Source organism: Diaphorobacter oryzae DSM 22780, from assembly GCF_059568935.1.
In genome coordinates this window covers 116614-128607 of sequence record NZ_JCANUL010000012.1, presented here as the reverse complement: position 1 = coordinate 128607, position 11994 = coordinate 116614, and the positions used below count along the sequence as shown (strand labels likewise).

6 protein-coding genes are annotated in these 11994 nt (G+C 67.3%); 2 read left to right on the top strand and 4 right to left on the bottom strand.

The window, feature by feature from the left end:
- From BP68_RS16410 to BP68_RS16400, 3 genes are all read right to left on the bottom strand, one after another.
- Positions 1-1806: TRAP transporter large permease (locus tag BP68_RS16410; protein WP_496373704.1), on the bottom strand; the 1806-nt coding region annotated here is incomplete at its 3' end.
- Positions 1807-1827: 21 nt separating this feature from the next.
- The gene (locus BP68_RS16405) at positions 1828-2445 is read right to left on the bottom strand and encodes a TRAP transporter small permease subunit (protein ID WP_496373702.1); all 618 of its coding nucleotides are present in this window, start codon (positions 2443-2445) and stop codon (positions 1828-1830) included.
- A 333-nt stretch (positions 2446-2778) separates the two neighbouring features.
- Positions 2779-4629: a gamma-glutamyltransferase family protein gene (locus BP68_RS16400; RefSeq protein WP_496373700.1), complete on the bottom strand. Its 1851-nt coding sequence runs from the start codon at positions 4627-4629 to the stop codon at positions 2779-2781.
- A 333-nt stretch (positions 4630-4962) separates the two neighbouring features.
- On the opposite strand from BP68_RS16400, the gene BP68_RS16395 reads away from it, so the two are divergent.
- A complete protein-coding gene (locus tag BP68_RS16395) occupies positions 4963-9792 on the top strand; it encodes a PAS domain S-box protein (protein ID WP_496373698.1) in 4830 nt (1609 codons plus the stop codon).
- Between the two features lie 79 nt (positions 9793-9871).
- Positions 9872-10987 carry a response regulator gene (locus BP68_RS16390; RefSeq protein ID WP_496373696.1) on the top strand — a complete coding sequence of 372 codons (1116 nt, stop codon included), beginning with the start codon at positions 9872-9874 and terminating at the stop codon, positions 10985-10987.
- Between the two features lie 87 nt (positions 10988-11074).
- Here the strand turns inward: BP68_RS16390 and accD are convergent, their stop codons facing one another.
- Complete coding sequence (accD, locus tag BP68_RS16385; RefSeq protein ID WP_496373694.1) at positions 11075-11947, bottom strand: acetyl-CoA carboxylase, carboxyltransferase subunit beta; 873 nt, start codon at positions 11945-11947, stop codon at positions 11075-11077.
- Between the last annotated feature and the right edge of the window lie 47 nt (positions 11948-11994).

Here is an 11994-nt window from a genome sequence, read left to right as displayed (position 1 = left end):
GGCGTCCTGCAGTGCCTTGGCGGGGTCGTCGGAGCCGTAGCCGCCATCGGCCGGGGGCGCGCTGCTTTCGGCCGCAGGCGCGCTTTCCTCGGGCGTCGCCTCGTCGGCCGGCTGTGGTGCAAACGGATCGTTGCCGGGCGCGCCGTAACCCTCCTGCTCCTGGAGCGCGTCCATCATCTGCGCGCCCACGGCTTCCATGTTCACCTCCACCTTCTTGTCGAGGCTGCCCGTCACCAGGGTCGGGAAGGCGATCAGCAGGCTCACCATGACGAGCTGGATGAGCACGAAGGGAACGGCCCCCTTGTAGATCTGCATGGTGGTCACGGGCTGGATCACCTTGTGCGTCACCCGGTCCACATAGGGCTTGTCGGGTGCGACCGAGCGCAGGAAGAACAGCGCGAAGCCGAATGGCGGGTGCATGAACGAGGTCTGCATGTTCATCGCCAGCAGCACGCCGAACCAGATGAGGTCGATCCCCATCTTCTCGGCGACGGGGCCCAGCAGCGGCACCACGATGAAGGACAGCTCGAAGTAGTCTAGGAAGAACGCCAGGAAGAAGATCATGAGGTTCACCACGATCAGGAAGCCCACCTGGCCGCCGGGCAGGCCGGTCAGCAGGTGTTCCACCCACTTCGGCCCGTCGGCGGCCTGGAACACTAGGCTGAAGGTGGTGGCGCCGATCATGATGAACATGACGAAGCTGGCCAGGCGCGTGGTGGCGCCCAGTGCCTGCGTGAGCAGTTGCATGTTCAGGCGCCGGCGGGCAAAGCCCAGGACCAGCGCGGCCATGGCGCCCATGGCGCCGCCTTCCGTGGGCGTGGCAATGCCCAGGAAGATGGTGCCCAGCACCAGGAAGATCAGCAGCAGGGGCGGGATCAGCACGAAGGTCACGCGCTCGGCCAGACGGGACAGCAGGCCCAGCTTGAGCAGGTGGTTCACGCTCGCGATGACGAAGGCGATGAAGGTGCCGCCGCACATGGCGGTGACGATTTTTTCATCCGTCGGGACATCCAGCACTTCCTTGCCGGTCCACCAGGTGTGGACGTCGGCCATGTGGGAGGCCAGGAAGATCGACACGGCCGTGGAGATCGCCATCACCACCGCCAGAGAGGTGTACCCGGAGGAGCCGTTGTCTTCACGGTAGATGCGCGCCTCGGGCGGCAGTGCCGGAACGGATTGCGGCTTGAAGATGGCCAGGAAGATCACCCACAGCACATACAGCCCCATCAGGATGAAGGCCGGGATGAAGGCGCCCTTGTACATCTCGCCCACGCTGCGGCCGAGCTGGTCGGCCATGAGGATGAGCACCAGCGACGGCGGAATGATCTGGGCCAGCGTGCCGGACGCGGCAATCACTCCGCTGGACAGGCGCCGGTCATAGCCATAGCGCAGCATGATGGGCAGCGAGATCAGGCCCATGGAGATCACCGAGGCGGCGACCACGCCCGTGGTGGCTGCCAGCAGCGCTCCCACGAAGATCACGGCAAGCGCAAGGCCCCCGCGCATGGGGCCGAACACCTGGCCCACGGTGTCGAGCAGGTCCTCGGCCATGCCGCTGCGTTCCATGATCAACCCCATGAGGGTGAAGAACGGAACGGCCAGTAGCGTGTCGTTGGCCATGATGCCGATCAGGCGCTGCGGCAGCCACGCCATCACGGAGGAGGGAAAGACGCCTATCTCGATGCCCATGAAGCCGAACAGCAGGCCGCAGGCGCCAAGACTGAATGCGACGGGGAAGCCGAGCAGCAGAAAGATGATCAGGCCCCCGAACATGATGGGGGCGTAGTTGCTAACGATGAATTCCATGGAGTGGTTTCCTGCGGCTCTTTAGCGTGGTGCGTGAGCGGCGGACAGCGCCTGCTTCTTTTCGGCCTCGACGCGCAGCGCCTCGGCCAGCTCTGCCTCGGCGCTCTTGTCCATGAGCCTGCCCATGGGGTCAGGACCCTGGCCGCGCAGGAAGGCGATGCGCTTGATCAGCTCGGACCATCCCTGCAGCATCAGCAGCGTGATACCGACGGGGATCGCCATCCATACGGGCCAGCGGATCAGGCCACCGGGGTTGCCGGACACTTCGCCCGATTGGTACATCTGGATCACCACCGGCATGCTCAGGTAGAGGATGGTGATGCACAGCGGGGTGAGGAAGAACGTAAAGCCGAAGATGTCGATCCAGACCTGGACCTTCTTGGGCAGGCGGCTGTTGAGTACGTCGATGCGCACATGCTCGCGGTGCAGCAGCGTATAGCCCGCGGCGATCAGGAACGACCAGGCAAAGAGGTACCACTGCACTTCGAGGAAGGCATTGGAACTGGTGTCGAAGGCCTTGCGCACGATGGCATTGGCGGCACTGATGAAGGTGGATGCAAAGATCAGCCAGATCGAATATTTGCCTATGAATGCATTGAGCCTGTCGATGGCCCTCGATAGTGAAAGTAAAGCCTGCATGGTGTCTCCAAGAAAATGGCTGGGTGCGCATCTGGCCACACGCACGGGTGGGGACATGGACCAGACCAACTTTCAGAGCGCGGATGCGGCCTTGCATGCTGGCATTGTTTCGCCATGGCCGTGTACACGTTCTTACAAGGGCGACATTCTACGAAGTCGCGCGGCCGTGTTTGAAAAGGGCTGGCGGCAACCCGGCGTTATGCGATGCCGCTTGGGTGCTATTAAATTTGGGGAAAACCCGACCCCATGAGACGCCTGGCGGGCATGGAGTGCGTGCATGCGCTCGCCGCAGGGGGCCCGATACCCTGCATGTACCGGGCCCCGCGTAGGGTGTCAGTCCCCCATGACGACGCCCTCGCGCCGTGGATCGGCGCCGCCCAGCCACATGGGCTTGCCGTGCACCTCGCTGCGCGTGATGGCCTGCAGGCCGCTGGTCATGTTCATCTCGCGCACCTCGGCCCCGCGGGCACGCAGGGACTCGATGGTGGTGGAGGTGAAGCGCCTTTCCTCCAGCAGCGTGGGGCCGTTGAGGCTGCCGAAGTTGGGCAGGTTGATGGCCTGCTGCGGCGTCAGCCCCCAGTTGAAGATGCCGTACAGCGTCTTGGCGGTGTAGTGGATGATGAGCGCGCCGCCCGGGCTGCCGCCGCTCATCAGGAGCTGGCCCGTGGCCTTGTCGAACACCAGCGTGGGGGCCATGGAGGAGCGCGGGCGCTTGCCGGGCTCCACGCGGTTGGCAATGGGGTTGCCGTTGGCATCGCGCGGAGCAAAGCTGAAGTCGGTCAGCTCGTTGTTCAGTAGAAAGCCCTTGACCATCTGCCGCGAGCCGAACTGGTCCTCGATGGTGGTGGTCATGGCCACGGCATTGCCCCGGGCATCCACCACGCTGATGTGGCTGGTGCCGTATTCAGGCTGATCGGGCATGGGCGCCAGGCTGGTTTGAGTGCCGCCGGGGGAACCGGGTGGGGCCACCTTCATGCTCTGCGGTTGGATGAGGCGCGCGCGGCTGGCCAGGTAGGCCGGGTCCAGCAGGCTCATCCAGCTGCCGGCCGGGGGGCGCACGAAGTCCGGGTCGGCCACGTACAGGGCGCGGTCGGCAAAGGCCAGGCGCGCGGCCTCGTTGTACAGGTACAGCCAATCGGCCGTGGGTGACGGGCCCATGGGGTCTGCGGGGCCCTGCGGGCCGTCCTGCAACTCCATGGATGTGGCGTCTGTGTTCTTCAGGATGCCCAGGATCTGCGCCACGGCAATCGCTCCGGAGCTGGGGGGCGGAAAACCGCAGATACGGAAGTCCTTGGCGCGGATCTGGTAGTCGGAGCACAGGGCCTGGCGCTTCTTGGGCTGGTAGCCAGCCAGGTCGGCCAGCGTGAGCCGGCCCGGATTGCCGGCGTGGCCCTGGACCTTGGCCACGATGGCCTGGGCCACCTCACCCTCCAGCAGGGCCCGGGAGCCATTCCTGGCGATGGCGCGCAGCACGGTGGCCAGCTCGGGGTTCTTGAGCAGATGGCCCACGGGCCAGGGCTTGCCGGCATCGTCGAAGAAATAGGCGCGGGCAGCCGGATCCTGGGCGAGGAACTTCTCGTTGGACAGCAGCGCATGCAGGCGCGCACTGACCTTGAATCCCTGCTCGGCCAACTGAATGGCCGGGTCGAACAGCATGGACCAGGGCAGCCTGCCGTGTTCCTTGTGGGCCTGCTCCAGCATGCGCACCGTGCCAGGCACGCCCACCGAGCGCCCCCCCACCACGGCATCGTGGAAGGCCATGGGCTTGCCATCGGTGCCGATGAACAGATTCTCCGTTGCGGCGGCAGGGGCGGTCTCGCGCCCGTCATAGGCTTCGACCTTGCTGCCGGCCGCGTGCAGCAGGAAGGCGCCACCGCCGATGCCGCTCGACTGCGGCTCCACCAGCGTGAGCACCATCTGCACCGCGATGGCGGCATCCAGGGCCGATCCGCCCGCCTTGAGTATTTGGTAGCCCGCATCCGTGGCCAGCGGGTTGGCAGCGGCCACGGCGAAGCGCTCGGTGGCCCAGCCAGGTTTTTCGGTGTAGCCCGAGGAGCCTTCGGGTTGCTCCGGCACCTGGTACTGAAAGCGCCCAGGCGCGCTGGAGCAGGCGGTCAGCAGTGCGATCGCCAGGCCGGCGGCAAGAGCGGTTGCAAGGCGTGCGTGAAACGGGGGCTGGCGCATGGGATCTCCTTCCGTGGGCATGGTCGGGCCATCGTAATGCGTGCATTGCGGATGCCCTGGTTTTGTTACATGCTGGTACGCTGCCGGCGGGCCGATCTGTCACGGAGGGCAGGGCCTGGGCGGCCGAAGGCGGGCCCGTCATGGCAGAAAGATAGCAAGAATGGTTACGTTTTGACATACTCCGCCTGCAACCCCGTTCGCGGCATGCCATCGTGCCGCTCCGAATCCCGCATTGCCCCCGGCGCCCTGACGCGACCGGACATACGGAGGCCACTTTGACACGCACCACCACGGTTCGGCCAATTCCTTCGCGGCACAGCGAGAGCCACGCCCATGCCTGAACGCTGGGACGGGATCGGCTCTTTGCTGGACCTGGTGCGCGACCGGCGGGGGCGCTGGCTGCCCGGCGCGTTGCTGGTGCTGGCGTTGGCGCTGCTGGGCGCCTGGCTGGCCGTGGAGGCCGTAGTGCTGGTGCGTTCGCAGCAGCGTGAACGAGAGAGTGCGCAACTGCTGCAGAGCACGGCGCAGGCGCTGTTGAGCGACAGCAGCAATGGGCCGCTGCTAGGCGCCGTCACTTTGCTGGGGCTGAGCGAGCCCTCCCTCAAGGCGGTGGCGCAGGGCATGCTGCCGCATGATGCGCCTCCAGTGCTGTCGCGCCTGGGTGTGATCCGTGGCCGTTTCCTGGTGAGCGGTGCCTATGTGCTGGCGCGCGATGGGACCGTGGTGGCGCACGAGACGGTGGGCGCCCGGGCCACAGGGGCCCAACTGGGCTTCCGCCCCTACTTCCAGCAGGCGCTCCAGGGCCATGTCAGCGTGTATGCGGCGCTGGGCGCGACTTCGCAGGAGCGCGGCTTGTACTACGCGGCGCCGCTGTACGAAGGGGACTCGCCCTCGGGCGCCATCATCGGTGTCGTGCTGCTCAAGGTGGCCTTCACGCATTTCGACCAGCTTCTGGCTCGCACCGGTCGTCCCGTGCTGCTGATGTCGCCGCAGGAGGTGGTGTTTTCCTCCACGCGGCCGGAGTGGCTCTATGCCATGGCCGCGCCGTTGACGCAGGAGCGCATCGATGCGGTGCGCGGCAAGCGCCAGTTTGCCAGCCGCTTCGACAAGGGGCAGGTATCCGCCCTGCCGTTCGTCACCCAGGCGAGGGAGGCCTTCATCGACGGTGTGCGCCATGCCGTCGTCCGCCAAAGCCTGGACTGGAAGGATCCCGCGGGCCCCTGGCAACTGGTGATGCTGGATGACGTGAGCAACCTCATGCCGTCCGGACTGCGCCTGGCGGTGGGCGGTGGGGTATTCGTGCTGCTGGTGATCATCGGAGCGATGGCGCTGGACATGCAGCGCCATCGCCGGCGTGTGGCCGAGGCCATGGAGCGCTTTGCGGTGTTGGGCGAAGCTCTGGAAAACAGTCCGGTGTCCGTCGTCATCACCGACGCCGAGGGGCGCATCGCCTGGGTCAACCCGCAGTACGAGCGCACCACGGGCTACGCGCTGAATGAGGTGCGCGGGCACAAGCCATCGGTGATCGCCAGCGAGCACACACCGCCGGAGACCTACCGCGAAATGTGGGGCCATCTGCTGGCCGGCCGGCCCTGGAAGGGCCGGTTTGTGAACCGGCGCCGCGACGGCAGCCTGTTCCATGATGAGTCCACGCTGTCGCCGGTGCTGGATCGGCGGGGGCGGCGCATTGCCATCGTCGGGCTGCAGGAGGACGTGACGGAGCGCATCCAGGCGGAGCAGGAGCTGGCGCTGCGCGAGCGTCGCCTGAGCGAACTGCTGGAGCAGCAAACGGCGATCTTCGACAACGCACCTCCCATCGTCTTGGTGTGCGACGGGCTCATCCGCCAGTTCAACCGGGCTCTTGCCGAGATGCTGGGGGTTCCCGGCACGGACCTGGCGGGGACGCATGTCCGGGCGCTGTTTGGCGGCGAGGCCGGCTACGGCGCATTTGCGGCGCGCACCGTGCCCAGGCTGCTGGGCGGCGGCTCGGTGCGCGAACTGGTCACGTTGCAGCGCCTCGATGGCTCGCCCTTCACCGCGCGCATGGCGGGGCGCGGCCTGCAGATGGAGGGCAGCCAGATCGCATCGCTGTGGGTCCTGGAGGATGTCACCGAGGCCCAGCGTGCCGAAGCGGCCACGCGCGCCGCCAACGAGCGGCTGGAGCTGGCGCAAGAGGCCGGCAACGTAGGGGTGTTCGACTACGACCTGTTGGCGCAGCGTGTCGTGTGGTCGCCGCAGCTGGAGCAGATGTACGGCGTGCCGCGTGGGCCGGCAGACGGTGGCGTGGCGGCGGCGCAGCCGCGGCCCTACCAGGACTGGGTTGACCTCCTGCATCCCGACGACCGGCCGCGCGCGCTGGAACGGCTGGCACAAGCCCTGGCCGAGCCGGGATGCGCCCGGCTGAACGATTCCTGGCGCATCCTGCGCGCCGACGGCAGCATGCGCTGGATCCTGTGCGCGGCGCGCATCGTGCGTGACGATGCGGGGCGGCCCACGCGCGTGATCGGCGTGAATGTGGACGTGCATGACCAGAAGCTGCTGGAGGTGCAGGTGGCCGAGCAGTTCGCGTTCCAGCAGGCGCTGATCGATGCGATTCCCGTGCCCCTTTTTTACAAGGATGCCGAGGGGCGCTACCTCGGTTTCAACCATGCCTACATGGAAGCCTTTGGCGTGCGCGCGCAGGAACTGCTGGGCAGGACTGTGATGGATCTGGACTTCCTCCCCTGGGAGGAGCGCGAACGCCTGCAGGCCGACACCAAGGCCGTGCTGGGCGGCACGCGGTCGGTGCACCGCGAGGTGGATATGCCCTATGCCGATGGTGCGACGCACCACACGCTGTTCTGGCTGCATGGCTTCAACCGGCACGACGGCTCGCCGGGAGGCGCGATCGGCACATTCGTGGACATCTCCGACCGCCAGCGCGCCGAGTCGGCGCTGCGCCGCGCCAAGGAGCTGGCCGAGGAAACGGTGGCACTCAAGTCGCGCTTCCTGGCCAACATGAGCCATGAGATCCGCACGCCGCTCAACGCCATCATCGGGATGTCGCACCTGGCGCTCAAGTCCGGTCTGGATGAGCGCCAGAGCGGCTACGTGGGCCGCATCCAGCAGGCGGGCCAGCATCTGCTGGGCGTGATCAACGACATTCTGGATTTTTCCAAGATCGAAGCCGGCAAGCTGGTGGTGGAGCGCAGCCCCTTCGCGCTGGACCGCATGCTGCAGGGTGTGGCCGACGTGGTGGCCTTCAAGGCCGCGGCCAAGGGGTTGGAGCTGGTGCTGGACGTGGCACCCGATGTGCCGCAGCACCTGGTGGGCGATGCGCTGCGGGTGGGGCAGATCCTCATCAACTTCGCCAACAACGCCGTCAAGTTCACCGAGCAGGGCGAGATCCATGTGCTGGTGCGGCTGGAACGCGACGAGGGCGCGCGCGTGCTGCTGCGCTTCGAGGTGCGCGATACCGGCATTGGCATACGCGAGCCGCAGATGCCGCGGCTGTTCCAGAGTTTCGAGCAGGCTGACACTTCCACCACGCGCCGCTTTGGCGGCACGGGCCTGGGCCTGGCCATCTGCAAGAGCCTGGCCGAGCTCATGGGGGGCGAGGTTGGGGTGCGCAGCGCATGGGGGCAGGGCTCGGCGTTCTGGGCCACCCTGCCGCTGGAGCGGGGCGTGCCGCCCGACGAACGCGCGCTGTCCCGGACGGACTGGAGCGGCTGCCGCGTGCTGGTCGTGGACGACAACCTCACGGCGGCCCAGGTGCTGGTGGACATGCTGCAGACCATGGGCCTGGAGGCGACGCAGGTGCACTCGGGCCCCGAGGCGCTGCAGGCGCTGCGCCAGGCGGCGCAGCAGGATCGCTCTTATGGCCTGCTGCTGCTGGACTGGCAGATGCCGGGCATGGACGGTATCGAGCTGGCCCGCCGCATCCGCGGCCTGGGACTGCCGCATGTGCCGCAGATGCTGATGGTCACGGCGCATGGGCGTGAAGAGGTGATGGATGCGGCGCGCGGCGCGGGCATCGATACGGTGCTGGTCAAGCCGGTGAGCGCTTCGGTGCTGTTCGACACCCTGGTGCATCCGCTGCGGGTGCAGGCCGTGCCGCAGGAGGCGCCGCCACCCGCGCTGCGCGGCGCCTCGGTGCTGCTGGTGGAGGACAACGAACTCAACCAGATCGTGGCACTTGAGCTGCTGCGCGAGGCGGGCGTGCGGGTCGATGTCGCATCCAATGGGCAGGAGGCGCTGGAGCAGATCGCCCGGTGCGGCTATGACGCCGTGCTCATGGACATGCAGATGCCGCTCATGGATGGCGAGACGGCCACGCGCCTGCTGCGCGCCGATCCGCGCCACGCCGGCCTGCCCATCATCGCCATGACCGCCCATGCCATGGAGTCCGACCGCCAGCGTTGTTTCGACGCCGGCATGAACGACCATGTGGCCAAGCCCATCGACCCGGCCGTGCTCTGGGCCACGCTGGCGCGCTGGCTGCCGCCGGGTACGCAGTCACCGGGCGAGCCGGCTGTGCCGGCCGCGCATCAGGACCCAGGGCCAGACCCGGGGCAGGGCGGCCCCGCGCTGCCCCAGGGCGTGGCTGGCCTGGATACGGCGCTGGGCCTGCAGCGGGCGCTGGGCAGGCCGGCGCTGTACGCCGACATGCTGCAGCGTTTCGTGCAGGGGCAGCGCGACGTGCAGCAGACCCTGCACGCGGCCCTGGCTGCGGGCGACTGGGCGCTGGCCGAGCGCACGGCGCACACGCTGCGCGCGGTGGCGGGCAACATCGGCGCACAGGAGCTGTCGCAGCAGGCGCAGGCGCTCGAGCAGGCGCTGCGCGCACATGCGCCGGCGCAAGCGCTGCAGCCCCTGACGGCGGCGCTGGGTGAGGCGCTGGAGCCGCTGTGGCAGGCCCTCGACGCCTGGGCCCGGCAGGGCGAACGGACGCCCGCGGGTGCCGAGCAGGCTCCGGCCGAAGCGCCCGCCGGGCTGCTGCGGGACCTGCGCGCGTTGCTGCACGGCGACGATCCCGCGGCCGTGGACTATCTGCAGCGAAACGGTGCGGCGCTGGAGCGGCTGCTGGGGGCGGACTTCGATGCGCTGCAGCGCAGCGTCCACAACTTTGCCTTCGATGATGCGCTGCGGCTGCTGGATGCCGCCGTGGCGGACACTCCAGGCTGAGCGCGCCCTGAAACGCGCACATGCTCTTCATCATGTTCATCACTTCGGCGGGGACCAAACCATGGATCAGCAGCACTTCATGAGTGAACCCAGGGGCGGCCTGGTCGACAAGTCCATCGCCACCGTGCTGGTGGTGGACGACACGCCCGACAACCTCACCCTCATGGCGGGCCTGTTGCGGGACCATTACCGCGTGCGGGTGGCCGCCAGCGGCGAGAAGGCCCTGGCGATCGCACAGTCCGATGCGCAGCCCGACCTGGTGCTGCTCGACATCATGATGCCGGGCATCGACGGCTACGAGGTCTGCCGCCGGCTCAAGGCCGGCGAGTCCACGCGCCATATCCCGGTGATCTTCCTCACCGCGCGCTCGGAGATCGACGACGAGCGCGAGGGCCTGGCCCTGGGCGCGGTGGACTACATCACCAAGCCTATCAGCCCGTCCATCCTGCTGGCGCGCGTGGCCACGCACCTGGCGCTCAAGGCCACGGCCGATTTTCTGCGCGACAAGAGCGCCTATCTGGAGCGCGAGGTGGCGCTGCGCACGCTGGAGGTGCAGGCGATCCAGGATGTGACCATCATGGCCATGACCTCGCTGGCCGAAACGCGCGACAACGAGACGGGCAACCACATCCGCCGCACCCAGCTGTACGTCAAGACGCTGGCCGAGCGGTTGCGCCACCATCCGCGCTTCGAGGCGGTGCTCAACGACCGCATGATCAACCTTCTCTACAAGTCGGCGCCGCTGCACGACATCGGCAAGATCGGCATTCCCGACAGCATCCTGCTCAAACCGGGCAAGCTGACGGTGGAAGAGTTCGAGGTCATGAAGACCCACACCACGCTGGGGCGCAAGGCCATCGAGGAGGCGGAGCAGCGGCTGGGCATGCGCGTGGCCTTTCTGAGCGTTTCCAAGGAGATTGCCTACGGCCACCAGGAGAAATGGGATGGCTCGGGCTATCCGGAGGGCCTCAAGGGCGACGCGATTCCGGTATCGGCCCGCCTCATGGCCGTGGCCGACGTGTACGACGCGCTCATCAGCAAGCGCGTGTACAAGCCGGCGTTCTCGCACGAGCAGGCGTGCGCCACCATCATCAAGGGGCGGGGCTCGCATTTCGACCCGGACATGGTCGATGCCTTCGTCGAACTGACCGAGGACTTCCGCTGCATTGCGCAGCGCTATCCCGATCCGGAGTGAGCCCAGCGCCCGGTTTTTATCAATAAAAATAGCACCTAGCGCTTACGTATCAAGCGTGAGGTGCTATTGTTTTGGTAGCGATGTGGCTCAGGCCACCGCGTCCGCCGGCAGGCGCTGCAGCATGGACAGGCATTGCGCCACGGTCTGGCGCAGTTCGCGGCGGTCGCAGATGAAGTCCACGGCGCCCTTGGTCTGCAGGAATTCGGCGCGCTGGAAGCCTTCGGGCAGGGTCACGCGCACGGTGGATTCGATCACGCGCGGGCCGGCGAAGCCGATCAGGGCCCGGGGCTCGGCAATCACGATGTCGCCCACGAAGGCAAAGCCGGCCGACACGCCGCCCATGGTCGGGTCGGTCAGCACGCTGATGTAGGGCAGGCCCTTCTTGGCCAGGCGCGTGAGCGCGGCATTGGTCTTGGCCATCTGCATGAGCGACAGCAGACCTTCCTGCATGCGCGCGCCGCCGGTGGCGGTGAAGCAGATGAAGGGCACTTTCTGCTCGATGGCGGTTTCCACGCCGCGCACGAAGCGCTCGCCCACCACGGAGCCCATGGAGCCGCCCATGAAGTCGAACTCGAAGCAGGCGGCCACGATGTTGATGCTCTTGACGGAGCCGCCCATGACCACAAGCGCGTCGGTCTCGCCGGTGTTTTCCAGCGCCTCCTTCAGGCGTTCGGGGTACTTGCGGCTGTCCTTGAACTTGAGGGCGTCCACGGGCAGCACTTCCTGGCCGATCTCGTAGCGGCCCTCGCCGTCCAGAAAGGCGTTGAGCCGCGCGCGGGCGCCGATGCGGTGGTGGTGGCCGCACTGCGGGCAGACGTTCTCGTTGTGCTCCAGGTCGGTCTTGTAGAGCACGTTTTCGCAGCTCGGGCACTTGGTCCACAGGCCCTCGGGCACCTGGCGGCGCTCCGTGGGGTCGGTCTGCTGGATTTTGGCGGGCAGGAGTTTTTCGAGCCAGGACATAGGTTTTCCTCTTCAGGTCTCAGCCGGCGCGCCGCGGTGGCTGGCGC

What these genes read in the sequence shown, in the direction of transcription:
- BP68_RS16405 (WP_496373702.1), bottom strand. Translation starts at nt 2,445, where the DNA reads ATGCAGGCTTTACTTTCACTATCGAGGGCCATCGACAGGCTCAATGCA.
- BP68_RS16400 (WP_496373700.1), bottom strand. Translation starts at nt 4,629, where the DNA reads ATGCGCCAGCCCCCGTTTCACGCACGCCTTGCAACCGCTCTTGCCGCC.
- BP68_RS16395 (WP_496373698.1), top strand. Translation starts at nt 4,963, where the DNA reads ATGCCTGAACGCTGGGACGGGATCGGCTCTTTGCTGGACCTGGTGCGC.
- BP68_RS16390 (WP_496373696.1), top strand. Translation starts at nt 9,872, where the DNA reads ATGAGTGAACCCAGGGGCGGCCTGGTCGACAAGTCCATCGCCACCGTG.
- accD (WP_496373694.1), bottom strand. Translation starts at nt 11,947, where the DNA reads ATGTCCTGGCTCGAAAAACTCCTGCCCGCCAAAATCCAGCAGACCGAC.